Source organism: Amycolatopsis eburnea (genome assembly GCF_003937945.1).
Lineage (GTDB): Bacteria > Actinomycetota > Actinomycetes > Mycobacteriales > Pseudonocardiaceae > Amycolatopsis > Amycolatopsis eburnea.
Map to the genome: position 1 here is coordinate 83,695 of NZ_RSEC01000066.1, position 25,079 is coordinate 108,773.

The following is a 25,079-nucleotide window of genomic DNA, read 5'->3' on the forward strand; positions in this document are numbered from 1 at the left end:
CGTCCTCCTCGGTGGTGTCGTCACCGCTGATACGAACGGGGCCCGGGCGGATCGACAGCATCCCGGCACGGATTTTCCGTGGACGCCACCGGGAAGATCAAGGCATGAGGATTCACGCGTCCGACCACGAGACCACCGTGACCGCCCGGGGCACCCACGGGCCGGCCGTGCTGCTCGTGCACTCCCTGGGCCTGGACCGCCGCATGTGGGACCCCGTACTCGACCGGCTCGCGACCGGACGGCGGGTGTTCGCCTACGACGTCCGCGGGCACGGATCCGCCGCCGGCGCGCCGTTGCCGTTCACCATGGCCGCCGCCGGCGCCGACCTCGTGGCCGTGCTCGACGCGCTCGAGCTGGGGATCGCCCACGTCGCCGGGTTGTCGCTGGGCGGGGCGATCGCGCAGACCGCCGCCGTCGCCGCACCCGGCCGTTTCGCCTCGCTGACCCTGCTGGGCGCGCCGGACCGGCCGGTTCCGGCGGCGTTCGAGGAACGCGCGCGGATCGCCGAGACCGCCGGCATGGAACCGCTGGTCGGGCCGACCCTGGAACGGTGGTTCACCGCGGCCGCGCTCGAAGCCGACACCGAAGGCGTGCGCTACGCCCGCGACTGCGTCACCTCGTTCGACCCGGTCACATGGGCGTCGATCTGGCGCGGCTACGGCGGTCTCGACGTCTACCAGCGGCTGCGCGGTTTCCCGGCCCCGGCGCTGGCGCTCGCCGGTGAGGCCGACGCGTCGATCACCATCGACGGCATGGCCGCCATCGCCGCGCGGATCGGCGGCGGCGCGAAGCTGGAGGTCGTGCCCGGCGCCCCGCACATCCAGACCCTGGAACGCCCCGATGAGGTGGCCGACGCCCTGGACCGGTTCCTGCCCGCGGAGATCGACATCCCGTAACCTCGGCGCGTGCCCGACCTGCACCCCGTGCCCGACGCCGCTCTCGCCGCCGCCAGTCCGGCCGACCGGCTCGCGCTGCTGGACGAAGCCGCGGCCCGGCACGTCGACGGGCAGCGGCCGGCCAACACGCTCAAGGCCTACGCGCAGGACTGGCAGGTCTGGCAGGACTACACCGCCGAGGCCGGGATCCCGCCGCTGTCGGCGACGATCGGCGCGCTGACCGGGTTCGTCGTGTGGCTCGAACGCGGGCGCACGCTGCGCCCGGACGAACGCGCGGTGCCCGAGGTGCCGGAGCGGGCCGCGCCGGCGGCGCCGTCGACGATCGAGCGGCGGCTCACCGGAGCGCTGGCCGGGCTGCGGCACCACAAGGTCGCCGTCGATCCCGAAGCGAGCCGCGCCGCGTGGCGGGCGTTGAAGGGCTACCGGCAGCGGCTCGCCCAGGAGGGCATCCAGCGCGGGCGAGGCAAGGCCACCATGGTGACCCTCGCCGACCTGCGGGCGATGTCGCGCGCCTGCCCGGACACCCTGGCCGGCGCGCGCGACCGGGCGATGCTGCTGATCGGGTTCCCGATCGCCGCGCGCTGCTCGGACCTGGCGAACCTGCTGGTCACCGACGTCGAGCCGGTCGACGACCGGGGGCTGGCGGTGACCGTGCGGCACGGCAAGAGCACCGGCGACATGGTCGTCCCACGGCGCGAAAGCCCCGAAACCGACCCGGTGCGGGCCTGGCACGCGTGGCATTCCGGCGCCGGGATCACCGACGGGCCCGCGTTCCGCCGGGTCGACCGGCACGGCAACGTCGGCGCGCCCGCGCTGAGCACCACCGGCGTCAACCAGATCCTGACCCGGGCCGGGGTCCGGGCGGGCCTGCCGTACCCGGTGACCGGGCACTCCCTGCGGTCCGGCTTCGCGACCGAGGCGCGCCGGGCCGGCGCGGACGACCTCGCCATCGCCGACCAGGGCCGCTGGGTGCGCGGCAGCCGCGCGCTCTACGAGTACATCCGCCGCGTCGACCAGTGGAACGACAACGCGGCGGGCGTGCTCGACCTCTGATCACCGGGCCGGCCGGGTGGCGCCGACGACTTCGCCGTCGAGCCGGGCGAGCCAGCTGCCGCAGACGCAGCGCACGTAGTCGAGCCGGTGGGAGGCGCGCTGGGCCGCGGTCGCCGGCAGTTCGGCGAGCGGCCAGCCGCAGCGGGGGCAACGGTTGACGTCCATGCCCCCGATCGTGCTGTAATGACTTAGTGCACTTCAACCCTTACGGCGGCCCGGCCGCGCTCGTGGCCGCCGACCTGGTCAACGCGGGCTCGGCGAGCGAGCTCCTCGACGGCATGGTCCGCAACGGCATGGCGATCAAGGCGCTGACCGACGACGAAGCCACGCGGATCGGGACGTGGGCCGAGCAGCTGCGGCCGGTGTTCGCCGCTTCGCCGCCGGAACGCCCGGAGCTGGTCAACGCGCTGCTGGCGGAGGCGGCGTGCCGCCCGTACATCACCACCCACGACGGCAAGCCACCCCACCTGCACTACTCGGCGGCGGACGCCGGGCCCGTGGGGCGCGTTCGCGCGTACACCGCGGGCGGGCTGGCGCACCTGGTGTGCGAGGCGCCGGACCGGCTCGGGATCTGCGGTCGTGAAGGGTGCGAGATGGCGTACGTCGACACGTCCCGCAATGGGCGGCGGCGGTTCTGCTCGACGCGGTGCGCGACCCGGGTGCACGTCGCCGACCACCGGGCCCGGCAGGTCAGCGCCTGACCGGCGGTGCCTAGACTGCAGACATGAGCAAGCGCTTAGTGGCCCTGGGGGACTCGTTCACCGAAGGAGTCGGCGACGACGATCCCGCCTACCCGAACGGAGTCCGCGGCTGGGCCGACCGCGTCGCCGAGCAGCTCGCCGCGCGCGAGGAGGACTTCCGGTACGCCAACCTCGCGATCCGGGGGAAGCTGCTGCCGCAGATCCTGGCCGAGCAGCTCGAGCCCGCGCTGGCCATGGCGCCCGATCTGGTCACCCTCTACGGCGGTGGCAACGACCTGATGCGGCCGAAGGTCGACATCGACGCGCTGATGGTCGACTACGAGGTCGCCGTCGCGCGGATCAGGGCCACCGGGGCGCGGCTGGTGCTGTTCACCGGGGTCGACGGGGTCGAGGACGCGCTGTTCCGCAAGATGCGCGGGCGGGTCGCGATCTACAACGAATTCGTGCGCGCCATCGCCGCGAAGCACGGCGCGCTGCTGGTGGACATGTGGGCGATGCGGCAGCTGCGCGACCGGCGGCGGTGGGCCCCGGATCGCTTGCACCTCAACGCCCACGGTCACACCGAGGTCGCCATCGCGGTGCTGGCCGCCCTCGGGGTGGAGCACCCGCTGACGGCGGCCGAGCTGGGGCCGCGTGAGGTGCTCAGCGCCGCGGCCCGGCGCAGCCAGAACCTGCGGTGGGCGCAGGAACACGCGCTGCCGTGGGTGCGGCGCCGGCTGCGAGGCGAGTCCTCCGGGGACACGCTCACCGCGAAGCGCCCGACACTGGAGCCGGTCGCCTCAGCGCCGCTCCCCCGCTGACGGGCGGAGGCCGTCGAAGAGGATCGACACGGCCCGGTCGCGCAGGCGCGCGTCCGGGCCGGCGTACTCGGCGGCCCGCGCCACCCCGATGATCACCGTGATCAGCTCGCCGACCACGAGATCCTTGCGCACCGCACCCGCGTCCTGCGCGCGGGACAGCAGCACGCCGAGCGACTCCAGCAGGCGGGCGCCGATGTCGGACTTCGACACCGGCACGGTGACGCCGGCCGCGGTGAGCGCTTCGAAGTAGGCGTTCTTCGCGCTCGACATCTCGATCCAGCTGGTCAGGAACGTGAAGAACGCCTCGCCCGGGTCCGCGGACTCCGCCGCGACGGCGGCCTCGGCCTCGTCGACGAACCGCTGCAGCCGTGCGTAGAGCACCGCTTCTAGCAGTGCTTCCTTCGTCGGGAAGTGCCGGAACACCGTGCCGATGCCGACCCCGGCGGCGCGGGCGACCTCTTCCGTCGGCGCGCCGGTGCCCTTCGCGGCGAACACGCTCTCGGCGGCCTCCAGCACCCGCGCGCGGTTGCGGCGGGCGTCGGCGCGCAGCGGCTTGGACGCGGCGGGATCAGCGGTCGCGGGGCTCACCACCCGATCCTAACGGCGCCGCGTCCGGCAGCGTGTCCAGCAACCGGGCCAGCGCCCGCGGTACGTGGGACCGCCAGCCGCCGCCCATGATCCGGCGCGAGACCCGCTGGAACTCGTCGTCCGGGTCGAACCCTTCGTGGCTGAGGAACAGGCGGGTGCCGGTGCCTTCGGGGACCAGCCGCCAGGTGACCGTCCACTGCGGACCCCAGCGGATGCTGAGCTTGCGCTCGGGCTCGACCTCCAGCACCTCGCACGCCACCGGGCCGCCGGCGAACCCGGCCGCGGGCACCGGCTCGGCCAGCAACTGGAACCGGTGCCCCACCACGGGTCTGATGTCGTTGGGCATGTTGATCCAGCGCTCGAGCAGGTCCGGCTCGGTCAGCGCGCGCCACACCTTGCGGGCCGGGTGGGCGAGGAACTGGTCGACGTGGATCGCCGTCGGGTCTTCGCCGCTCACAGGTCTTCCTCCTCGTCCAGCAGGTCACGCAGGTTGGCGAGCTTGCTGCGCCAGAAGCGCTCGTACGGCGTCAGCCAGTCCGCGACTTCCTCCAGCGGCGCCGCGTCCAGCCGGTAGACGCGGTTGCGGCCCTGCCGCTGCTCGGCGACCAGGCCGGCCTCCCGGAGCACCCGGAGGTGTTCCGACAGGCTCGGCCGGGCCATCTCGAACCGCTCGGCGATCGCGCCGGCCGGCATCGGGCCGTCCAGCAGCAGCCGCAGGACCTCGCGCCGGGCCGGGCTGGCCAGCGCGGCGAAGACGTCGTCGTTGACCGGCATCAGTTCGGCACGTTGCCGAAGTCCGACGGCTGCAGCAAGCCGAGGACGTGGCCGTCGAGGTCCTTGAACGACGTCGCCCGCCCCCACGGCTGCTCCCGCGGCTCGGCCACCTCGACCCCGGCCGCCCGCAGCGCGGCGACGTCGGTGTCGAGGTCGGTGGTCTGCAGCTGGAAGTGCCGCGGCCCCGGCTCGACCCCGGTGACCTGCTGGTCGGTCAGCACGACCCCGGTCTTCGCCCCCTTCGGCGCGACCAGCACGAACCGGCCGCCCTCGGGCGTGCGGCGGTCGACCAGCGCTTCGAAGCCGAGCTTGCCGACGTAGAAGTCCCGCGCGCGGGCGTGGTCGGCGACGGGCAGGGTCAGGAACTGCACGTGGGTGATCGTCATGCGGCCGACAATACGTAGGAGATCTCCTACATGTCAACCGGGGTGCCGAACCACCGCTCCAGCGCCGTGCGCAGCGCCTTGCGGTCAGGCTCCACCGCGCTGCTCGCCCAGGCGACGTAGCCGTCGGGCCGGAGGAGCAGTGCGGTCACGTCGCCCTTCGCCGAGCCGGTGACGAGGTCGACCCGGTCGGTCCAGCCGCGCAGCTCGTCGCCGAGCGATCCGGTGAAGTCCAGCAGCAGCGGCCGGGCCGTCGTGGTCAGCTCGGCGAGCCGGGTGCCGTCGGCCAGCACCAGGTCCGGGGCCCAGCGGCCGTCGAGCGGGTGGTCGGTGGCCGGTTCGTACCGGACGTCGGCACCGGACATCAGGTCCGCGATGTGCTGCACGGTGCTCGGCAGCCGCAGCAGTTCGCCGAACAGCTCGCGCAGCGCGGTGACGTCGCTTCCGGGCGAGACCAGCGCGGACTGGGCCTGGGTCTGCATCACGACGCGCTCGGCGACCGGACGGCGTTCGCTCTCGTAGGTGTCGAGCAGCCCGGCCGGCGCCCACCCGCGCACGGTGGCCGCGAGCTTCCAGCCGAGGCCGGCCGCGTCCTGCAGGCCGAGGTTGAGCCCGGGGCCGCCGATCGCGGAGTGGACGTGCGCGGCGTCGCCGACCAGCAGGACGCGGCCCTCGCGGAACCGGTCGGCCAGCCGCGTGTTGCGCCCGCGCAGCCGGCGCAGCAGGTGCGGGCCGTCGCCCTCGGGCGGGCCGAGGGGCAGGTCGAAGCCGAGGACGCGGCGGATGCTCGCGCGCTGCTCGTCGAGGGTCATCGGCGGTTCGTCGCCGGTCTCTTCCTCGTCGGTCCACTCCATCGTGGTGACGAGCGTGCCGGCCGGGAACGGCGCGTAGACGAACAAGCCGGTTTCGGTGCGGTAGTGGAAGAACGGCGGGATGACGCCGTGCCCGGGCACCCGCAGGCCACCGGACGCCGGGTCGGTGAACTCGGCGGGCACGGTGGCGTTGGCGGTGTAGGAGAGCGTGCGGTCTTCGGTGACGCCGGGGAAGCCGATGCCGGCGAGCTTGCGGGTGACGCTGCGGCCGCCGTCCGCGCCGACGAGGTACCGCGCGGTGATCCGCGAGGGGCCGTCAGGACCGGTGACGTCGAGGGTGACCGCGTCGGCGTCCTGGCTGAGCCCGGTGAGCTCGTGGCCGCGGCGGACTTCGACGCCGAGTTCGGCGGCGCGTTCGTTGAGCATCGCCTCGACGCGCCGCTGCGGCACGCCGAGGATCGTCAGCGGGTTGGGATCGGTCAGGGTCAGGTCGAGGCGCATCGCCCCGAAGACGAAGGCGGGCACGGGCGGGCCGAGCGGACCGGCCAGCCGCTCGTGCAGCCCGCGGCGGTCGAGGAGGCGGACGACCTGGCCGACGAGCCCGTTGGCGCGGTTCTCGGTGGTGGGCTCGGACAGCCGCTCCAGCACCAGCGGGCGAACGCCGGCGAGGGCGAGTTCGCAGGCGAGCATGAGGCCGTTGGGCCCGGCTCCGGCGATGACGACGTCTTCCATGGCGGAACTCCTTCTGGGCAGGACGAACTGGCCCGGCGAGCGGGCGTCTGAAGTGGACGGTCAGCGCGGTTCGGGCAGCCCGGCGGAAAGCCGGTCGAACACGTCGCGCAGGACACCTTCGAGCGATTGCGGCGGCTCGGCGATGAGCCACTGCTGGGTGACGACGTTGAGCGCGGCCCCGACGACCCCCGCGACGAGCCGCGGGTAGACGTCCCGGGCGGGATCGGTGCCGGTGCGTTCGCCGACGGCGGCGGCGAACTCGGCCTCGGCCGCCGCGCCGGCTTTCTGGAACTCGCCCTGCAGTGCGGGTTCCGCGATCATCAGCCGCAGCCCCTCGACCCACGACTGGTCGGCGGGCTGTCCGGTGGGAGCGGGCTCGCCGAGGGCGAACCCGTCGAGCGCGGCCTGGGTGATGGCTTCCCAGATCGGTTCGCCGTCGGGCCGTTCCCGCAGCGCGGCGGCGATCGCCCGGGCCCGGTCGTGGTGGCGGGCGACGATGGCCTCGCCCTTGCTGCCGAAGTAGTTGCTGAAAGTCCGCGTCGAGACCCCGGCTTCGGCGGCGATGTCTTCGATGCGGACGTTGTCGAAGCCGCGTTCGACGGTCAGCCGGATGGCCGCCCAGCTCAGCGCGATGCGGGTCTCGTGCTTCTTGCGTTCGCGCAGGCCTTGGGCGTCCATGCACCCACCATAGCGAACTTTGCCGAATCTGCAAAGTTGCCGAATCTGCACTTTGGTTCATCACTGACCGGACGAGATGCCGGTCATCGATCGCCTAAACCGTCCACGGGCGTCACACTGTTGTGTGACATCAGTCACCGGAGGTGTTGCGAGATGGTCTTGGGCGACAACGGAGTCACTCACAAGGTGGAGCCGGACAGCAGGTCAGGGCGAGTGCAAGTACGCCGGGCGGCGCTGGCGAGCGCCATCGGCACGACGATCGAGTGGTACGACTTCTTCCTCTACAACACCGCGGCGGCGTTGGTCTTCCCGCACCTGTTCTTCCCCGCGTCGAGCGCCTACGCGGGCGCCATGCAGTCGTTCGCCACCTACGCGGTCGGGTTCGCCGCGCGGCCGGTCGGCGCCGCGATCTTCGGGCACTGGGGTGACCGGATCGGGCGGAAGGCGACCCTGATCGTCACCCTGCTGCTGATGGGCATCTCCTCCGGCGTCGTCGGGATGCTGCCCGGGACGTCGGCGATCGGGATCGCCGCGCCGCTGATCCTGGTGCTGCTGCGGCTGGTGCAGGGCATCGCCATCGGCGGCGAGTGGAGCGGCTCGGTGCTGCTCGCGATGGAGTGGGGCGACCAGAAGAAACGCGGCCTGCTCGGCAGCTTCGCGCAGATCGGCGTCCCGGTCGGCCTGGTGCTCGGCACCGGCGGCATGACGCTGCTGTCGGCGACGCTCTCCCCCGACGCGTTCGACTCCTGGGGCTGGCGGCTGCCGTTCCTGGCCAGCCTGATCCTCGTCGCGGTCGGTCTGGTGATCCGGCTGAAGATCCTCGAGACGCCGATGTTCGCCAAGCTCGTCGAGACCAAGCAGACCGCGCGCACGCCGGTGCTCGACGCGATCAAGCACCACTGGCGGGAGATCCTGCTCTCGGCCGGGGTCCGGTTCAGCGAGCAGATGCCGTTCTACCTGTTCACCAGCTACGTGCTGATCTACGTCGTCGCGCGGCACGAGTTCAGCAAGACGTTCGTGCTCAACGCGGTCCTCGTCGGGGCGGCGTGCGAGCTCGCGCTGATCCCGTTGTTCTCCGCGCTGTCGGACCGCTTCGGGCGCAAGCGGGTCTACCTGACCGGTGCCGTGTTCACCGCCGTGATCGCGTTCCCGTACTTCACGATCCTGGCGCACGGCAGCCACGCACTGGTGTTCGCCGCGGTCGTGGTGTCGTTCATCCCGCACGCGCTGCAGTACGGGCCGCAGGCGGCGCTGATCGGCGAGAGCTTCCCGACGCACCTGCGCTACGGCGGGGCCGGGCTGGGGTACCAGCTGGCGTCGGTGTTCGCGGGCGGGCCGGCGCCGCTGCTGGCGACGTGGCTGCTGCACAAGACCGGGACGCCGTACGCGATCTCGGGCTACATCATCCTGTCGGCGGTGGTCACGGTGGCGTGCGTGCTCGCGCTCCGGGACCGCTCCCGCGCCGACATCGACGATGTCTCGGTGTACCAGCGCTGAAAAGCCGTGAAGGCCTCCTTCCCGGCGTTTTAGCCCGGGAAGGAGGCCTTCACGGCTTTGCGCGTCAGCGGCGCGGGCCGCCGAACGGGGGCTGCTGCGGGAAGGGGCCGCTGCCCGGGTTCTGCTGCTGCGGGCCACCGAACTGGCCCGGGGGCGGCGACTGCGGCTGGCCCTGGTACTGGCCACCCGGCGGCGGACCGGCAGGCGGCTGCGGCTGGGGCAGCGCGGGCTGGCCGCTCTGCGGGGTCGGCGGCTGCTGCTGCGGGGACGGCGTGACCTCCGTGCCGCGGTCCTCGTCGGCTTCCGGCGCCGGCTGCTGCTGGGCCGGACGCGGGATCGACGGGCGCGCGGACGGCGTCGACGGGGTCCCGATCGCCGGGACCTCCTTGCGGGCCACGGCTTCCGCGGCCGCGACGGCCTCGGCGACCTTCGGGTCGCTCTTGGTCTCGAACCAGCTGGAGACCTCTTCGTCCTCGAGGTCGGGCTTGTCCGGGACGTCGTCCTTGGGCGGCTCGTACCGGAACACGCCGTCGTCGCCGGGGGCGCCGAGCGCGCGGGCGAAGCCTTCGAGGGCCTTGCCGTAGTCGCTGGGGATCATCCAGACCTTGTTCGCGTCGCCCTGCGCCATCTGCGGCAGCGTCTGCAGGTACTGGTAGGCCAGCACCTCCGGCGTCGGGCGGCCGGCCTTGATCGCGGCGAACACCTTCTCGATCGCCTTCGCCTGGCCCTGCGCCTGCAGGTAGCGCGCGGCCCGCTCACCCTGGGCCCGCAGGATCCGGGACTGCCGCTCGGCTTCGGCGGCGAGGATGGTGGCCTGGCGGGCACCTTCCGCGGCGAGGATCTGGCTCTGCTTCTGGCCTTCCGCGGTCTTGATCGCCGACTCCCGCTGGCCTTCGGCGGTGAGGATCATGGCGCGCTTCTCGCGGTCGGCGCGCATCTGCTTCTCCATCGAGTCCTGGATGGAGGGCGGCGGGTCGATCGCCTTCAGCTCGACGCGGGCGACGCGGATGCCCCAGCGGCCGGTGGCTTCGTCGAGGACGCCGCGCAGCTGGCTGTTGATGGAGTCGCGGGAGGTCAGGGTCTGCTCGAGGCTCATGCCACCGACGACGTTGCGGAGCGTGGTGGTGGTCAGCTGCTCGACACCGACGATGTAGTTGGAGATCTCGTAGACCGCGGCGCGCGAGTCGGTGACCTGGAAGTAGACGACCGTGTCGATCGACACCGTGAGGTTGTCCTCGGTGATCACCGGCTGCGGCGGGAACGAGACGACCTGCTCGCGCAGGTCGATCCGGGCGCGCACCTTGTCCAGGAACGGCACGAGGATGTTCAGGCCCGGCGAGGCGACCGTGCGGAACCGGCCGAGCCGCTCGATCACGGCCGACTGCGCCTGCGGCACCACCATGACCGCCTTGGCTATCGTGATGATCACCAGCAAGGCCAAGGCTATGACCAAGCCGATCACAAATCCGGTCAAGAGAATTTCCCCTTACCTAGTACCATTCTTGGGCGGTTGACGGTGTTCCGGGTGCCGCGGGCGGACGCACCGAGAGCTTCAGCTGCTGCACGGCGACGCCCCAGCGGCCGGTGGTTTCGTGCAGGACCGTCCACACTGTACGGTGGAGCTCCCCCGGCGCGGTGACGGCGCGCTCGGCGGTGGTCAGGCCGGCTTCCTGCCGCAGCGCGGTGCGGGTCAGCTGCTCGATCGCGAGGGCCGGGTTGGCGATCGCGTACGTCGCCAGCTGCGGGTCGGTGACCGCGAAGACGATCTCGAACCCGATGTCGACTTCCTTGCCGTCGCCGGTCCCGACGGGCCGCGGTGGCGCGGACAGGACCTGCTCGCCCAGGTCGACGCGCACCCGGACGCTGTCGATGAAGGGCACCACGAAGTGGCGGCCGGGGCCGAGCACGACGCGGAACTTCCCGAGCCGTTCGATCACCGCGGCCCGGCCTTCGCCGACGGTGACGAGCCCGAGGCTCACGGCTCGGCCGAAACGACGGCGGTGGCCCCGGAGATCTCGACGACCGTGACCGACGTGCCGGGCTGGATGGGCGGGAGGTGCTCCGACATGCTCCGCGCCGACCAGACGTCGCCGGCCAGTTTCACCTGGCCCGCCTCGAAGTCCACTGTGGACAGGACGACGGCGCGGGCGCCGATCAGCGCTTCGATGCCGGTGTGGTGCGTCGGTCCGGTGAGGAAGCGCCGCTTGAGCGCGGGCCGCACCAGCGCGAGCATCCCGACCGAGGCGACGGCGAACACGGCGACGTCGATGAACAGGTTCCCGGTCAGCACCTCGGCGCCGGCGCCGAAGAGCGCCGCGACCCCCAGCATGATCAGCACGAAGTCGCCGGAGACGACCTCCGCGATCATCAGGGCGATGCCGACGATCAACCAGACCAGTGCCCAAGACATGGCTTCATGCTCTCAGATCGCGCAGGATCGCACCGGCGCGGTGACGGGACGTGACCTTCGCGTGACCTTGGACAAATCGGACATTCAGTCCTCCTCGGCGGGTTCGGTGACGAAGTCGATGAGCCGCTCCACGGCCCCGATGAGCGGGGTCTCGAGGTCGCGGAAACTGCTCACCCCGCTCAGGACACGTTGCCAGCCTTCGAAAGGTTGCCCCCAGCCGAGCGCGTCGCAGATCCCCTGCTTCCACTCGGTGCCGCGCGGGATCTTCGGCCACGCCCGGATGCCGACCGCCGCCGGGCGCACGGCTTCCCAGACGTCGATGTACGGGTGGCCGGTGACCAGCACGTTCTCGTCGCGGATCGCCTCGACGAGCCGGGACTCCTTGCTGCCGGGCACGAGGTGGTCGACCAGCACGCCGAGCCGTCGGCCGGGGCCGGTGCCGAACTCGGCGATCCGGTCGGCCAGCACGTCGACGCCGTCCAGCGGTTCGACGACGACGCCTTCGACGCGCAGGTCGTGACCCCAGACGCGTTCGACCAGCTCGGCGTCGTGCTTGCCTTCGACCCAGATGCGGGAGTCGCGCGCGACGCGGGCCTGCAGGCCCTGGACCTTGACCGAGCCGGACGCCGAGATCTGCCGGGCCGGCGCCTGGGGCGGGGCCTTGAACGGCACCAGCGTCACCGGCTTGCCCTCCAGCAGGAAGCCGGCGGGGACGAACGGGAAGACGCGGTGGCGGCCCTTGGCGTCTTCGAGCACGACGTTGCCGTACTCGGTCTTCACCACCGCGCCGCAGAAGCCGCTGACCGGGTCCTCGACCACGAGACCGGGTTCGGCGGGGACCTCCGGCACCTTCTTGCGGCGTCGGCCGGCGAGCACGTCGTCATAGGAGTGGGAGCGCACGACCAGGCAACTTAGTGCGCCGGGGCACCTGAAGGGGGCGTGCCACGCCGGTCAGCGGGCCAGTTCCAGCAGGGCGTCGGTGAACGGCCGTTGCACACCCCGGCGCAGCGGCGCATGGGCGGCCAGCGGTGCCAGCGCGACGCACCACGCGAGGGCACGTTCGGCGTCGAGGCCGGGCAGGTGCGGCCGGAGCGCCTCGACGCCGTCGTCCAGCGTGCCGCCGGCGGCCAGCGGCAGGTAGAGCCAGTCGGCGAGGTCGAAGGCGGGATCGCCGACGCTCGGGCGCGGGTCGATGGCGACCGGGCCGCGGACCGGACCGGCGTCGAGGACGTTGCCCGGGTGGAGGTCGCCGTGCACGACCGCGACCGGTCCGCCTTCGGCCAGCGCCATCGCCCGGGCCCGCGCGAGCGCGAGGACTTCGGGGGTCAGGTGCGACTCGGCCGCGGAACCGGGGACGGTGCGCTCGGTGATGTCGTACATGAACGTCACGCGCTCGGTGAGCGGCGGCAGGTCGGCCGGGGGCGCGACGCCGTGCAGCTGGGTGAGCATGGCGCCGATCTGCGGCCACGGGACGTCGCGGTCGCGCAGTTCGGTGCCGGGGACCAGGCCTTCGAGCAGGATCGCGCCGGCGTCGAGGTCGGTGTCGAGGACCTGCACCGCGGCCGGGCAGCCGGCCCACGCGCGCAGCCCGGCGTGTTCGAGGCGGGCGACCTCGGGGTCCGGGGTGAGCTTGAGAACCCGCAGGTCACCGCCGGGGCCGGTGCAGAGCAGGGTGCGGCCGCTGTTGCCGGGCCGGATCTCGCGGACGGTCAATCCCCACTGCGTGTTCAGGCGGGCGACCAGGTCCGGGAGGGCATCGCACCACGGCTCGGCCAGCTCGGCGCCGAAACGGCTGATCAGCCGCGCGCGGGCGGCGGCGTCGATCAGAACAGGGGCCACGGGATGGCGCGCCAGTCGTCGCCCGGCTCGGGGAAGATGCCTTCGGCGAGCAGCAGGTCGGTGCGTTCGGCGAGCGCGCGGATCTCGAAGCCGGTGATGTGCTCGGCCAGGGTCTCGCCGAGGCCGCCGTCGAGCTCCGAGCGCAGTTTGCGCAGCTTCTCGACGGTGTCCGGCGGCACCGGTTCGCCGATCCAGCCCCACAGCACGGTGCGCAGCTTCGGGTCGGTGTGCAGGCAGATGCCGTGGTCGACGCCGTAGACGCGGCCGTCGACGCCGGGCAGCAGGTGCCCGCCCTTGCGGTCGGTGTTGTTGACGACGATGTCGAGCACGGCCAGGTCGCGCAGCCCGGGGTGGTCGGCGTGGGCCAGGACCGCGGGCTCGCCGTCGCGGTCGTGGGCGTGCAGCACGGGGCGCCACCCGTCGGGGACTTCGCCTGCCGGGAGGACCTCGACGAGGTCGTCGTCGGTGGTCTCGACCCACAGCTGGACCATGCCGGGGCCGAACGGCCCGTCGCGCAGCACGGTCGGCGGGATCGCGCCGATGCCGGTGGCGTCGGCGACGATCGCGGTGGCGACTTCGCGCCCGGCCAGCGTGCCGTCGGGGAAGTCCCACAGCGGCCGCTCCCCCGACACCGGCTTGTAGACGACCCGGCCGGTGACGCCGTCGAGCTCGATGGCGCAGAACAGCGTCACGTTGGAGGCGTCCACCAGCCGGCCTTCGACGTCGATGCGGCCGTGGGTGACCAGCTCGCGGGACGCCGGGTCGGCCGGATCGGGGGTCGTGGCCATGGTCAGTCTTCGCTCGCGTCGGTCTCGCGCCGGTAGCCGTTCTGCCGGGGGCAGATGTGGCCGTTCGGGTCGAGCGGCTCGCCGCACAGCGGGCACGGCTTGCGGCCGGCGTTGACGACGCGGTCGGCGCGCTCGGCGAAGGCGCGGGCGGCGGCCGGGCTGAGGAAGACGCGGACGGCGTCCGGGCCCTCTTCGGTGTCGTCGAGCACGACCGTTTCGTCGACCTCGCCCTCGGTGATGGCGAGCAGCTCGATGACGACGGCGCTGCTGTCGGCGTCCCAGCCCAGGCCCATGGTGCCGACGCGGAACTCCTCCTCGACCGGCACGGTGAGGGGGTCGACGTCGACGAGGTCCTCGGGGACGTCGTCGGGCACGTCGGCGCCGAAGCGGCTGGCGACTTCCTCCAGCAGTGAGCTGAGGCGCTCCGCGAGGACGACGACCTGCTGCTTTTCGATGGTGACGCTGATGGTGCGCACGTCCTCGGAAGCCTGGAGGTAGAACGTGCGATCGCCGGGCTCGCCGACGGTGCCGGCGACGAACCGATCCGGCTGGCGGAAGACGTGGATTACGCGAGACATAGCACTGACGACCCTAGGCCACCGCCGCATGATCGGCATCCGCCGCCCCACCTTCACGGGCCGCTAGCCTCTGGGGGTGTCTCGGATCTCGCCGTACGGAACCTGGTCTTCGCCCATCACCGCCGCCGAAGTGGCCGCCGCCGGTGGCGGCCCGCAGTGGCTCGACGTCGTCGGGGACGAGGTGTGGTGGGCCGAGGCGCGGCCCGGTGAGCAGGGCCGGGTCGCGCTGGTGAAGGCCGTTCCCGGCGGTACGGAGGACGTGCTGCCGTCGCCGTGGAACGTCCGCAACCGGCTGCACGAGTACGGCGGCCGGCCCTGGGCGGTCACCGGCGGTGTCGTGGTGTTCACGCACTGGGCGGATCAGCGGGTTTACGCGCTGAGCGAAACCGGTGTGGTGCCGCTGACACCGGAGCCCGCGGAGCCGCAGGGCGTCCGCTACGGCGACCTGCGGGCCGGGCGGCCGGGTGAGGTGTGGGCGGTGCGGGAACGCGCCACCGGGCCGCGGCCGACCGACGTCGAGCGGGAGCTGGTGGCGATCGCGCTGTCCGGCGACGGGGAGCGGGTGCTGGCCGCGAGCCACCGGTTCCTGACCGTGGCGAAGCTGTCGCCGGACGGGCGGCACGCGGCCTGGTTCGGCTGGGACCACCCGGCGATGCCGTGGGACGGGACCGAGCTGTGCGTGGCCCCGGTCGCCGGGGACGGGTCGTTCGGGCCGCACGAGGTGCTGGCCGGCGGCGCGGACGTCTCGGTGTGCCAGGTCGAGTGGGAGACACCCGAGTCGGTGCTGGCGTTGCTGGACCCGGACGGCTGGTGGAACCTGCACCGGGTCGGCCTGGACGGGTCGGTGGTGAACCTGGCGCCGGTGGCGCGGGAGCTGGGCGGGCCGCTGTGGAAGGCGGGCTCGCGCTGGTTCGTCCCGCTCGGCGGCGGGCGGCACGCGGTGCTGGCCGGCGGCCGGCTGGCGGTGCTCGACGAGGCGGACGGTTCGGTGACGTCGCTCGGCGAGGAGCTGACGGCGTGGTCCTCGACGGGGTTCGCCGCGGTCGGCGACGGGTTCGTCGGCGTCGCCGCGGGCCCGCTGCGGGAAGCCGCGGCGGTGCACCTCGCCGGCTCGGTCGTGACGGACCTGACGCCGCAGCCGGAGCTGCCGGCGGAGTACCTGCCGGTGCCGCGGGAGCGGGTGGTCACGACGGCGGACGGCGCCGACGTCCCGGTGGTGCTGTACCTGCCGGCGAACCCGGATTTCGCGGCGCCCGAAGGGGAGCTGCCGCCGCTGCTGGTGCAGGTGCACGGCGGGCCGACCGGGCAGCACTTCGCGGCGCTCGACCTGGAGATCGCGTACTTCACCAGCCGCGGCATCGGCGTGGCGGCGGTGAACTACGGCGGGTCGACCGGGTTCGGGCGGGCCTACCGGGAGCGGCTGCGCGAGCAGTGGGGCGTGGTCGACGTGGCCGACTGCGTGGCCGTGGCCGAGGCGCTGGTGGCCGAAGGGCTCGCCGACGGCGACCGGCTGGCGATCCGCGGGGGCAGCGCGGGCGGGTTCACCGCGGCGGCGTCGCTGACCACGACGAAGACCTACCGGGCGGGCACGGTGATGTACCCGGTGCTGGACCTGGCCGGGTGGACCGGCACCGACGGCGAGACGCACGACTTCGAGTCGCGGTACCTGGACGGGCTGGTCGGGCCGCTGCCCTCGGCCCGGCAGCGGTACGTCGACCGGTCGCCGGTGGCGAACGCCGGGTCGCTGGCCGGGCCGGTGCTGTTCCAGCAGGGCCTGGAGGACCGGATCTGCCCGCCGGAGCAGGCGGACCGGTTCGTGGCCGGGCTGGCCGGGCGCGGGATCCCCTACGCCTACCAGCGGTTCCCGGGTGAGCAGCACGGGTTCCGGCAGGCGGGGACGATCGTGGCGGCGCTGGAGGCGGAACTGTCGTTCTACGGTCAGGTGCTGGGCTTCGAGACGCCGGGCGTGCCGCGGCTGGAGCTGTCGCGGTGAGGCCGCCGCGGTTGCGGGCCGGCGACACGCTGGCGCTGGTGGCGCCGTCCGGCCCGGTGCCGGCGGACCTGCTGGAGAAGGCGCTGCCGGTGCTGAGCGGCTGGGGCGTCGAGGTGCGGGTCGGGCCGTGCGTGCGTGCTTCGCCCGGCTCGCCGCCCTACCTGTCGGGTTCGGACGCGGCGCGGGCGGCGGAGTTCACCGACGCGTGGCTGGATCCGGGGGTGCGCTGCGTGCTGGCGGCGCGCGGTGGGTACGGGGCGCAGCGGATGCTGGACCTGGTGGACTGGGCGGCGTTGCGGGACGCCGGGCCGAAGGTGCTGGCCGGGTCGTCGGACATCACGGCGCTGCACCGGGCGGTGAACGTCCACTTGGGACTGTCCAGCCTGTTTTCGCCGATGCCGGCGAGCGTGCTGTTCGACGACTTCGCGGTGGAGCACCTGCGGCGGGCGCTGTTCGAACCCGAGCGGAACCTCGTGGTCCGCGGGGGCGCGGCGCTGGTGCCGGGCCGGGCGTCGGGGACGTTGATCGGCGGGAACCTGTCGCTGCTGGCCGCCGGGCTGGGGACGCCGGAGGCGGGTTCGGCGCGGGACGCCGTGGTGCTGCTGGAGGACGTGACCGAGAGCGTCTACCGGCTGGACCGGATGCTGACGCAGCTGCTGCGCGCCGGCTGGTTCGACGGCGTCCGCGGCATCGTGCTGGGTTCGTGGGCGGCTTGTGGCGACCCGGCGGAGGTGCGGGCGCTGCTGCTGGAGCGGCTGGGACCGCTGGGGGTGCCCATGGTCGAGGAGTTCGGGTTCGGGCACGTGGCGTCGTCGCCGACGGTGCCGCTGGGCGTGCCGGTGACGCTGGACGCGGACCTGGGGACGTTGACGTTCGACTCCCCCGCGCTGACATGACGCCCGAGGAGGCACGGGAGCGGTTCGCCGCCGCGCGGGTGGCGCGGCTGGCGACGGTGTCGGCCGCGGGGGTGCCGCACCTGGTGCCGGTGACGTTCGCGGTGCGCGGTGATCTCGTGGTGTTCGCGGTGGACCACAAGCCGAAGTCGACTAGGGCGTTGCGGCGGCTGCGGAACATCGCGGAGAACCCGGCGGTGTGCTTCCTGGCCGACGGCTACGACGAGGACTGGTCACGGCTGTGGTGGGCCCGCGCGGACGGCACCGCGCGGGTGCTGCCGGACGCCGAGCGCGCCGAGCCGGTTTCGTGGCTGGTGGAGAAGTACGCGCAGTACGCGGAGCGGCCGCCGGAGCACGCGGTGGTGGTGACTTCGGTGCACACCTGGCGCGGCTGGACCGGCTCGTGAGTGTTTAGGGCGGTTAGAACCGCCCTAAACACTCACGAGCGTCAGTCGCGGAGGAACTTCTCCGGGCGGCGCCAGGCGTCGATGATGCCCAGCGGGTCCGGGCGCAGCAGCGACGCCGCCGAGTACAGGCTGGCCACCACGACCAGGGCGATGAACCACCAGTCGTACAGGGCCTGCTCGCCCGTCGGGTAGTAGACCAGCGTCACGAACACCGACACCGCCACCACCAGCGCGAGGTGCCGCGGCTGCCACTTGAACGCCGACAGGAGCACGAAACCCCAGGTCAGGTACCACGGCAGGGTCGGTGGCATGAGGATCGCCACCGCCAGCAGCGAAATGCCCGCCCGGTACACCGCTTCGGTGCCGCCGCCGCGGCCGAGCCACCACTGGCGGACGCCGAACGCGATCAGCAGAAGCATGCCCGCGGCGCGGGCGACCGTCACAAACGGCGAGACCTGGACGTCCACGACGAGGTGGACCAGGTTGTAGAACACCTCGCCGATGCCGGTCGGGATGTTGAGCCAGTTCGCGATCAGCTGGGGTGCCTTGAGCCCGGACCACCAGCCCATGTTCAGCGAGCCCAGCGAGATCCAGGTGCCGGCGACGAACACCGGCAGGAACAGGCCCACGGACGCGGCGCCGGCGCGCAGGAAGTTGCGGACCTTCGACTCGCCTTCGAGGTGGTTGGCCCAGATCCAGACGATGAACGGCAGCGCGATCGCGGCCGTCGGCTTGATCAGCATGCCGATGGTCACCAGGACCACCGCGAGGACGTGCTTGCGTTCCAGCGCGGCGAGGACGCCGATGGTGAGGAAGGCGAGCATCATCAGGTCGTTGTGCGGGCCGCCGAAGAGGTGGATCACCATCATCGGACTGGCCACGGCGAGCCAGAGCGCGACCGGGAGCTTGCCGCCGAGGTGCTTGACCAGCCGCGGGAGCGCCCACAGCGTGCCCGCGAGCCCGGCCAGCAGCACGACGCGCATCAGGATGACGCCGAGGATCATGTTGTCGCCGGTGGTGGCGACGACGCCCTTCGAGATGAGCAGGAACAGCGGCCCGTACGGCGCCGGGGTGGTCTGCCAGAGCGGGTGGACGTTCTGGACCACGTTCGGCAGCACGTCGAGCTCGGCGGGGCCGTTGGCGTACGGGTCGAGCCCGTAGAGCAGCTGGGCGCCCTGGCCGAGGTAGGAGAAGACGTCTCGGGTGAACAGCGGCGGCGAGATCAGCAGCGGCGCCATCCAGCAGCCCGCGGCGACCAGGATGGGACGGCTGCCGATGCGCCCGGCCAGCACGTAGCGGCCCAGGCGGACCCACGCCCACACGACCAGGCCGAAGCCGGTGTAGAGGACGGCGTTGGCGAGCATGCGGCCGTGGCCGTACCGGATCCAGGAGAGCGGTCCGTGGCCGAGCACGGGGTCCTTGATCAGGATGCCACCGGCACCGAAGGCGGCGAGCATGAGCAGGGTGCTCCCGACGGTGCCCATCGCGATGGTGCGGTACGGGAATCGCGAAGGCACGCGGAGCCGCTCGGCCAGTCCGGCCGAGGGCGTCTGTGCGGGGTCGGTGGTGGTCGCCATTTCCGTTCGGAGATTACACACCGCGCTCGGGCGGGGTTACCGCAGTGTCAGGTTTCGGGCCGTGGCGAGCGGGTGACCGGCGGCAGAGTCGCCTGGCTGCGTGGTCTGCCCGGCGCCGCAGGGATGTCATGAAAGGGTCGTTCATGTCGTCTGGCGAGGTGAACGACCCTTTCATGACATCGCGGGCCGCCGGTCCGGCTTCACCGAGCCCGTGGGCCGGGCTCGTCAGGTTTCGACGGTGCGCCGCTGGGCCGTGCCCCCGGGCAGCGCGGCCAGCAACGACTTCGTGTACTCGTGCTTCGGGTCGAGCAGGACCTGTTCCACCGTCCCGGTTTCCACCAGCTCGCCGCGGTACATCACGGCGACGCGGTCGGCGATGTTCCAGGCCAGGCCCAGGTCGTGGGTGATCACCAGCGCCGCCAGGCCGAGTTCGCGCCGCAGCCGCAGCAGCAGCCCGAGGATCTCGCCGCGCACCGACGCGTCCAGGGACGCGACCGGTTCGTCGGCCACCACCACCGACGGCTCCAGCGCCAGGGCCCCCGCGATGACGACGCGCTGGCGCTGGCCGCCGGAGAGCTGGTGCGGGAGGCGGTCGGCGTACTTCTCCGCCGGTCGCAGCTCCGCGGCCTCCAGCGCCCGGTGGACGACCGCGCGCTCGTCGGCAAGCTTGTGGATCCGCGGGCCCTCCGCGACGGCCTCGTACACCGTGTGGGCCGGGTTCAGCGCGCTGGTCGGGTCCTGCAGCACCAGCTGGACCTGCCGCCGGTACGCCTTGAGCCCGGCCCCGCCCGAAGGCACCGGCTCGCCGGCGTAGCGGACCACGCCGGAGTCGGGTTTCTGCAGGCCGAGCAGCGTCCGGGCCAAGGTCGTCTTGCCCGAGCCGGACTGGCCGACCAGTGCGACGATCTCGTCGCGCGACACCGTCAGGTCGACCCCGGCGACGGCGTCGATCCGCTTGCCCGTGCGGTCGCGGAAGGACACGCGCAGGTTCTCCGCGGCCAGCAGCGGCTCCCCCGCCGTCCGTTCCGCGGGTTCGGGTGGGAGCGGGTTGCTGGTCGCCGGGGCGAAGCGGGACACCGGATCACCGACGGTCGGGAACGCTGCCGCGAGCGCGCGGGTGTGCTCGTGCTGGGGGGAGCCCATCACCTCGGCGCTGGGGCCTTCCTCGACGATCTGCCCGTCGTACATCACGGCGATCCGCTGGCAGGTCGCGGCGAGGACGGACAGGTCGTGGCTGATCATGATCAGGCCGATGTCCTGCTCGGCGACCAGCCGCGACAGCAGCGCGAGGACCTGCGCCTGGACGATGACGTCGAGCGCCGTGGTCGGTTCGTCGGCGATGATCAGCCGGGGCGAGCAGGCCAGCGCCATCGCGATCATGACGCGCTGCTTCTGCCCGCCGGACAGCTCGTGGGGGTAGGCGCCGGCGCGGCCCGGCGGCAGGTCGACCTGGGTGAGCAGCTCGGCGACGCGGGCGTCGACCTCGGTGTCGGACAGCGGCTTGCCGGAGGGCGGGTGCAGCCGGATCGGCTCGGCGATCTGCTCGCCGATCTTGCGGACCGGGTTGAGCGCGTGCATGGCGCCCTGGAACACCACCGACGCCTCGGCCCAGCGGACCGCGCGCAGGCGGCCCCACTTCATGGCGGTGACGTCCTCGCCGTCGAGGGCGATCTCGCCGGTGATCTTCGCCGTGCGCGGCAGCAGGCGCAGCACGCTCATCGCGACGGTGGACTTTCCCGAGCCGGACTCGCCCGCGACGCCGAGGGTGCCGCCGGGGTCGAGGGTGAGGTCGACGCCGCGGACGGCGGGCACCTCCTGGTCGCCCACGGCGTAGGTGACGGTGAGGTCCTTGAGCTGCAGCAGCGGGGTGGTCACTTCTTCAACCTCGGGTTGAGCACGGTCTCCAGGCCCCGGCCGACCAGGGTGAAGAAGAGGACGACGAGGACGATCGCGATGCCCGGCGGGAGCACGTTCCACCAGGCGCCGCGGCTGATGGCGCCGTTGTTGAGCGCGCTTTCGAGCACCAGGCCCCAGGTGACGGAGTTGGGGTCGCCGACGCCGAGGAACGACAGGGTGGCGTCGGCGATGACGGCGTTGCCGACCACCAGCGTCGTGTTGGCCAGCACCAGCGGCATCACGCCGGGCAGGACGTGCTTGCCGATGACGTGCAGGTGCCCGCCGCCGAGGGCGTGGGCGCGTTCGATGTACGGGCGGCTTTCGATGGTCAACGTCTGTGCCCGGACCAGCCGGGCGGTGCTCGGCCACGCGGTGAGGCCGATGGCGACGATGATCGTGCCGACGCCCTTGGGCAGCACGGCCGAGAGCGCGATGGCGAGGATCAGGGACGGCAGGACCAGGAAGAAGTCGGTGAACCGCAGCAGCGTCGCCGACACCCAGCCGCCGAAGTGCGCGGCGGTGATCCCGATCAGGGTGCCGATGACGACCGACAGCAGCGCGGCGGAGAACCCGACGAGCAGGGAGATCCGGGTGCCCCAGATCGTCATCAGCAGCACCGAGCGGCCGAAGTTGTCGGTGCCGAGCCAGAAGTCGCCGTTCGGCGGGGACAGCGGCTCGCCGGTGGCCTTGGTGACGTCGAGGCCGCTCTGGTCGCTGATCAGCGGCAGCAGCAGCGCGACGACGACGGTGGCGCCGAGCAGGACCAGCCCGACGAGCGCGGCGCGCTGCCCGGCGAACTCCCGCCAGGTCCGGGCGATCGACGCGCGCCGGCGGTGCCAGGCGATCTGGCGGGGCGTCTCTGCGGTGGTCATGAGGTACGCACCCTCGGGTCGAGCACGCGGTAGAGCAGCTCCGCGAGCAGGTTCATCAGCACCACGGCGCTCGCCAGCACGGTGAACACGCCCTGCAGCACCGGCAGGTCGGGCCCGTGCAGGGCGTCGTAGGTCAGCTGCCCGAGCCCGGGCCAGCTGAACACCGCTTCGACGGTGACCGCGCCGGCGACGACCTGGCCGAACTGCATGAACACCAGCGTGGTGGTCGGCAGCAAGGCGTTGGGGACGGCGTGGCGGCGACGGACGAGGTCGTCGCGCAGGCCCTTGGCGCGGGCGGTGGTGAGGTAGTCGGCGTTCATCTCCCCCAGCAGCGACGACCGCATGATCAGCATGTACTGGGCGTAGAACACCGCCAGCAGCGTCAGGCACGGCAGCACCAGGTGGTGCAGGACGTCGAGGGTCTGGGACAGCACGTCGGGCGCGGCGTCCGGGGAGTGCATGCCGCGGCTGGGGAACAGGCCGTTGGTGACCACCAGCAGCATGAGGCCGAGCCAGAACTGCGGGACCGACCAGAGGGTCAGCGCGATCCCGGTCTGGGCGCGGTCGAAGAAGCTGTCGCGGCGCCAGGCGGCGCGGATGCCCAGCCACAGGCCGATGATGACGGCCAGGACGGTGGCGCTGCCGACGAGCAGGATGGTCGGCCAGAGCCGTTCGCCGATCATGTCGGCGACCGGGCGGCCGTTGTTGAGCAGCCGGGACTCGCCGAGGTCCCCGTGCAGCAGGTTCCAGAAGTACTGGCCGAACTGGACGAAGACGGGCTTGTCGACGCCCATCTTCTCGCGCAGTTCGGCGATCTGCTGGGGACTGGTGACGCGGTCGCGGGTCATCGCGGCGACGGGGTCGCCGGGCAGCATGCGGAAGAGGAAGAAGAACAGGACGACCACCAGCACGACGCTGATGACCGCCTCGAGGACCTTCCGGAGGACGAACCGGGCGGTGCCGGTCCCGCCGCGGTGCTCGTCGGGGTCGACGAGCACCGCGGCTTGTTCGGGGGCGGTCATGCTTACTCGCGGTCTTCCGAGGTCTTGTTCCGGCGGCTGAGCGCGATGCCGCCGCCGACGAGGACCACCACGACGACCGCGCCGATGACGATCCACAGCACGGTGTTGCCGCTGCCGGAGTCCGCGGCGTTCTCGGTGCCGGCCGGGGTGGCGCCGTAGACGCCCCAGTAGCCGGTCTGCTCGAGGATCGCGCCCTTGGGCTGCGGCTGGGTGGTGAAGCCGGAGAACTTGTCGGAGCGGTAGGCCTCGAGCGCGTTCTGGTAGTCCAGGACGATCGTCGGGTACTGGCTGTAGAGGCGGGCCTGGGCCTGCTTGACGTACTCGGCGCGCTTCGCGTCGTCGGTCTCGGTCAGCTGCTTCTTGTAGAGGTCGTCGTACTGGGCGTCGCAGAAGAACGTGTCGGTGCTGCCGCCCTTGGCGTCGGCGCTGGGCCGCGCCGCGCAGGTGTGCAGCGAGAGCGCGTAGTCCGGGTCGGGGTTGGTGCCGTAGCCACCGATGGCGAGGTCGTACTTGCCGGTGGCGGTGCGGTCGGACAGCTCGTCGTCGGAGACCAGGTCCTGCTTGACGGAGATGCCGATGTCCTTGAGCCAGCCGCTGACGTACTGGGCGACGCCCTGGTCGTAGCTGCGGTTGGAGTGGCCGGTCAGGCGCAGTTCCAGCTTCGCGCCGCCGGGGGCGGTACGGACGCCGTCGGGGCCCTTCTTGTAGCCGGCCTGCTCGAGGGTGGCGTTCGCGGCGGCGAGGTCGAACTTGACCTTCTCGCTGTCGCTGGGGTCCCAGTGGTAGGCGCTGTAGACGGCGGGCACGACGCCGCCGCCGACCTGGCCGAGGCCCTTGAGCACCTTGTCCACGATCGCCTGGGTGTCGACGGCCTGGGTGATCGCCTTGCGGACGTTGATGTCCTTGAGCACCGGGTTGCCGTCACCGATGGGGTTGTTCGCGTTGTCCTGGACGCCGAAGTTCATCGCCAGCTCGTCGTAGCGGCGGCCGGGCGCGGCGTTGGTGGTGATGCCCTGCTGGCCCTGCAGCGCGGCGAACTGGTTGGGGTTGAGCCGGTTGATGACGTCGACTTCGCCCTGCTTGAGCGCGTTGACGGCGGCTTCGGTGTCCTTGAACTGCAGCAGCTGCAGTTCGTCGACCTTCGGGGCGCCGCGCCAGTAGTCCTTGTTGGCCTTGAACTTGACGTACTCGTTCGGCTTGAACTCGGTGACCTGGTACGGGCCGTCGGAGACGCCGGCGATGGCCAGCTCGTCGGTCTTGGGGTCCTTGAGGTCGGTGACCTGCTCCCAGATGTGCTGCGGCACGATCGGGACGTCGAGCAGGTTCATGTTGACCTGCACGGTCTTGGTCTTGATGACGAGGGTGGTGTCGTCGGGCGCGGTGACCGTCTCGAAGTTGGCCACGTAGTTGCCGTTGGCGGTGCGCGCGTTCTCGTCGGTGAGCATGCGGTTGAAGGTGAACGCCGCGTCCTTGGCGGTCACCGGCTTCCCGTCGCTCCACTTGACGCCGGTGCGGATCTTGAACGTCCAGGTCAGCTTGTCCGGCGACGGCGTCCAGGACTCCGCGAGCGCGGGCGAGGCCTCGGCCTTCTCGGCGTTCGGGATGGTGAGGAACTCGAAGGTGAACCGGCCGATCTGCGTCGACGCGGCGAGCACGGCGGTGAACGGGTTCAGGTGGTCGATGCCGGTGGTCAGCGCGACCCGCAGCACTTTGCCCTGTTGCGCCTGGGCCGGTACGGCGAGCGGGATCGCCGCCAGTGTCGCGGCCGCGGCGACCGCGCCCACGCGGGCGAACCGCCCGAGTCTGCGTTGGAACTGCACCAAAAACCACCCCATCGTTCGCTTGTGAGCCTCCCCAAGGACGAGAAGTAACCACATACCGGGACAACCG

Annotated in this window: 27 protein-coding genes; 8 read left to right on the forward strand and 19 right to left on the reverse strand. The window is 72.2% G+C overall.

What is annotated here, in order from left to right:
• Positions 1 to 104: 104 nt before the first annotated feature.
• Positions 105 to 896 carry an alpha/beta fold hydrolase gene (locus tag EIY87_RS46450; protein ID WP_125316496.1) on the forward strand — a complete coding sequence of 264 codons (792 nt, stop codon included), beginning with the start codon at positions 105 to 107 and terminating at the stop codon, positions 894 to 896.
• Between the two features lie 9 nt (positions 897 to 905).
• Positions 906 to 1,949, forward strand: coding sequence for a site-specific integrase (locus EIY87_RS46455; RefSeq protein ID WP_125316497.1), 1,044 nt, complete (start codon positions 906 to 908; stop codon positions 1,947 to 1,949).
• Here the strand turns inward: EIY87_RS46455 and EIY87_RS48210 are convergent, their stop codons facing one another.
• Positions 1,950 to 2,114, reverse strand: coding sequence for a hypothetical protein (locus EIY87_RS48210; protein ID WP_166640695.1), 165 nt, complete (start codon positions 2,112 to 2,114; stop codon positions 1,950 to 1,952).
• A 26-nt stretch (positions 2,115 to 2,140) separates the two neighbouring features.
• Here EIY87_RS48210 and EIY87_RS46460 point away from each other — a divergent pair, with 26 nt between their 5' ends.
• The gene (locus EIY87_RS46460; RefSeq protein WP_125316498.1) at positions 2,141 to 2,650 is read left to right on the forward strand and encodes a CGNR zinc finger domain-containing protein; all 510 of its coding nucleotides are present in this window, start codon (positions 2,141 to 2,143) and stop codon (positions 2,648 to 2,650) included.
• Positions 2,651 to 2,673: 23 nt separating this feature from the next.
• On the forward strand, positions 2,674 to 3,450 hold the full coding sequence (locus EIY87_RS46465; RefSeq protein WP_191984534.1) for an SGNH/GDSL hydrolase family protein: 777 nt from the start codon (positions 2,674 to 2,676) through the stop codon (positions 3,448 to 3,450).
• Here the strand turns inward: EIY87_RS46465 and EIY87_RS46470 are convergent.
• Genes EIY87_RS46470 through EIY87_RS46495 form a run of 6 tightly spaced genes read right to left on the reverse strand, consistent with a single transcriptional unit; the run spans position 3,430 to position 7,417 of the window.
• Complete coding sequence (locus EIY87_RS46470; RefSeq protein ID WP_125316499.1) at positions 3,430 to 4,038, reverse strand: TetR/AcrR family transcriptional regulator; 609 nt, start codon at positions 4,036 to 4,038, stop codon at positions 3,430 to 3,432. The two genes, EIY87_RS46465 and EIY87_RS46470, sit on opposite strands and share 21 nt — an antisense overlap.
• Positions 4,019 to 4,495: an SRPBCC family protein gene (locus EIY87_RS46475; RefSeq protein ID WP_125316500.1), complete on the reverse strand. Its 477-nt coding sequence runs from the start codon at positions 4,493 to 4,495 to the stop codon at positions 4,019 to 4,021. The genes EIY87_RS46470 and EIY87_RS46475 overlap by 20 nt, the downstream gene beginning before the upstream one ends.
• On the reverse strand, positions 4,492 to 4,812 hold the full coding sequence (locus EIY87_RS46480) for a metalloregulator ArsR/SmtB family transcription factor (protein ID WP_125316501.1): 321 nt from the start codon (positions 4,810 to 4,812) through the stop codon (positions 4,492 to 4,494). Before EIY87_RS46480 ends, EIY87_RS46475 begins: the two co-directional genes overlap by 4 nt.
• Entirely contained in the window at positions 4,812 to 5,198 is a 387-nt protein-coding gene (locus EIY87_RS46485; RefSeq protein ID WP_125316502.1) for a VOC family protein, read from the reverse strand. The genes EIY87_RS46480 and EIY87_RS46485 overlap by 1 nt, the downstream gene beginning before the upstream one ends.
• Positions 5,199 to 5,224: 26 nt before the next feature.
• A complete protein-coding gene (locus EIY87_RS46490) occupies positions 5,225 to 6,739 on the reverse strand; it encodes an FAD-dependent monooxygenase (RefSeq protein ID WP_125316503.1) in 1,515 nt (504 codons plus the stop codon).
• Positions 6,740 to 6,799: 60 nt separating this feature from the next.
• A complete protein-coding gene (locus tag EIY87_RS46495; RefSeq protein WP_125316504.1) occupies positions 6,800 to 7,417 on the reverse strand; it encodes an acyl-CoA-like ligand-binding transcription factor in 618 nt (205 codons plus the stop codon).
• 153 nt (positions 7,418 to 7,570) lie between these two features.
• On the opposite strand from EIY87_RS46495, the gene EIY87_RS46500 reads away from it, so the two are divergent.
• Positions 7,571 to 8,914 carry an MFS transporter gene (locus EIY87_RS46500; protein ID WP_125316505.1) on the forward strand — a complete coding sequence of 448 codons (1,344 nt, stop codon included), beginning with the start codon at positions 7,571 to 7,573 and terminating at the stop codon, positions 8,912 to 8,914.
• 64 nt (positions 8,915 to 8,978) lie between these two features.
• Here the strand turns inward: EIY87_RS46500 and EIY87_RS46505 are convergent, their stop codons facing one another.
• From EIY87_RS46505 to EIY87_RS46535, 7 genes are all read right to left on the reverse strand, one after another.
• Positions 8,979 to 10,316, reverse strand: a complete 1,338-nt coding sequence (locus tag EIY87_RS46505; RefSeq protein ID WP_404800168.1) for an SPFH domain-containing protein — start codon at positions 10,314 to 10,316, stop codon at positions 8,979 to 8,981.
• A gap of 88 nt (positions 10,317 to 10,404) precedes the next feature.
• Entirely contained in the window at positions 10,405 to 10,893 is a 489-nt protein-coding gene (locus EIY87_RS46510; RefSeq protein ID WP_125316507.1) for an SPFH domain-containing protein, read from the reverse strand.
• Positions 10,890 to 11,324: an NfeD family protein gene (locus EIY87_RS46515; protein WP_125316508.1), complete on the reverse strand. Its 435-nt coding sequence runs from the start codon at positions 11,322 to 11,324 to the stop codon at positions 10,890 to 10,892. Before EIY87_RS46515 ends, EIY87_RS46510 begins: the two co-directional genes overlap by 4 nt.
• 84 nt (positions 11,325 to 11,408) lie before the next feature.
• Positions 11,409 to 12,224, reverse strand: a complete 816-nt coding sequence (locus EIY87_RS46520; protein ID WP_125316509.1) for a DUF3097 domain-containing protein — start codon at positions 12,222 to 12,224, stop codon at positions 11,409 to 11,411.
• 51 nt (positions 12,225 to 12,275) lie between these two features.
• Positions 12,276 to 13,163: an aminoglycoside phosphotransferase family protein gene (locus EIY87_RS46525; RefSeq protein ID WP_125316510.1), complete on the reverse strand. Its 888-nt coding sequence runs from the start codon at positions 13,161 to 13,163 to the stop codon at positions 12,276 to 12,278.
• Positions 13,148 to 13,951 carry an SCO1664 family protein gene (locus EIY87_RS46530; protein WP_125316511.1) on the reverse strand — a complete coding sequence of 268 codons (804 nt, stop codon included), beginning with the start codon at positions 13,949 to 13,951 and terminating at the stop codon, positions 13,148 to 13,150. Before EIY87_RS46530 ends, EIY87_RS46525 begins: the two co-directional genes overlap by 16 nt.
• A 2-nt stretch (positions 13,952 to 13,953) precedes the next feature.
• Positions 13,954 to 14,529, reverse strand: a complete 576-nt coding sequence (locus tag EIY87_RS46535; protein WP_125316512.1) for a DUF3090 domain-containing protein — start codon at positions 14,527 to 14,529, stop codon at positions 13,954 to 13,956.
• Between the two features lie 76 nt (positions 14,530 to 14,605).
• Between EIY87_RS46535 and EIY87_RS46540 the strand changes: the two genes are divergently transcribed.
• Genes EIY87_RS46540 through EIY87_RS46550 form a run of 3 tightly spaced genes read left to right on the forward strand, consistent with a single transcriptional unit; the run spans position 14,606 to position 17,822 of the window.
• Positions 14,606 to 16,522: a prolyl oligopeptidase family serine peptidase gene (locus EIY87_RS46540; protein ID WP_125316513.1), complete on the forward strand. Its 1,917-nt coding sequence runs from the start codon at positions 14,606 to 14,608 to the stop codon at positions 16,520 to 16,522.
• The gene (locus EIY87_RS46545) at positions 16,519 to 17,418 is read left to right on the forward strand and encodes a S66 peptidase family protein (RefSeq protein ID WP_125316514.1); all 900 of its coding nucleotides are present in this window, start codon (positions 16,519 to 16,521) and stop codon (positions 17,416 to 17,418) included. The genes EIY87_RS46540 and EIY87_RS46545 overlap by 4 nt, the downstream gene beginning before the upstream one ends.
• Positions 17,415 to 17,822: a TIGR03668 family PPOX class F420-dependent oxidoreductase gene (locus EIY87_RS46550; RefSeq protein WP_125316515.1), complete on the forward strand. Its 408-nt coding sequence runs from the start codon at positions 17,415 to 17,417 to the stop codon at positions 17,820 to 17,822. Before EIY87_RS46545 ends, EIY87_RS46550 begins: the two co-directional genes overlap by 4 nt.
• 41 nt (positions 17,823 to 17,863) lie before the next feature.
• On the opposite strand, the gene mptB is transcribed toward EIY87_RS46550, so the two are convergent.
• The 5 genes from mptB to EIY87_RS46575 all read right to left on the reverse strand — a co-directional run bounded on the left by mptB (position 17,864) and on the right by EIY87_RS46575 (position 25,024).
• Positions 17,864 to 19,399 (reverse strand): polyprenol phosphomannose-dependent alpha 1,6 mannosyltransferase MptB, encoded by a 1,536-nt coding sequence (gene mptB, locus EIY87_RS46555; protein ID WP_125316516.1) that lies wholly within the window; start codon positions 19,397 to 19,399, stop codon positions 17,864 to 17,866.
• Between the two features lie 225 nt (positions 19,400 to 19,624).
• A complete protein-coding gene (gene nikE / locus EIY87_RS46560) occupies positions 19,625 to 21,274 on the reverse strand; it encodes a nickel ABC transporter ATP-binding protein NikE (RefSeq protein WP_125316517.1) in 1,650 nt (549 codons plus the stop codon).
• Positions 21,271 to 22,167, reverse strand: a complete 897-nt coding sequence (locus tag EIY87_RS46565) for an ABC transporter permease (protein WP_125316518.1) — start codon at positions 22,165 to 22,167, stop codon at positions 21,271 to 21,273. The genes nikE and EIY87_RS46565 overlap by 4 nt, the downstream gene beginning before the upstream one ends.
• Entirely contained in the window at positions 22,164 to 23,189 is a 1,026-nt protein-coding gene (locus EIY87_RS46570) for an ABC transporter permease (RefSeq protein WP_125316519.1), read from the reverse strand. Before EIY87_RS46570 ends, EIY87_RS46565 begins: the two co-directional genes overlap by 4 nt.
• A gap of 2 nt (positions 23,190 to 23,191) precedes the next feature.
• The gene (locus EIY87_RS46575; protein ID WP_125316520.1) at positions 23,192 to 25,024 is read right to left on the reverse strand and encodes an ABC transporter substrate-binding protein; all 1,833 of its coding nucleotides are present in this window, start codon (positions 25,022 to 25,024) and stop codon (positions 23,192 to 23,194) included.
• Positions 25,025 to 25,079 lie beyond the last annotated feature (55 nt).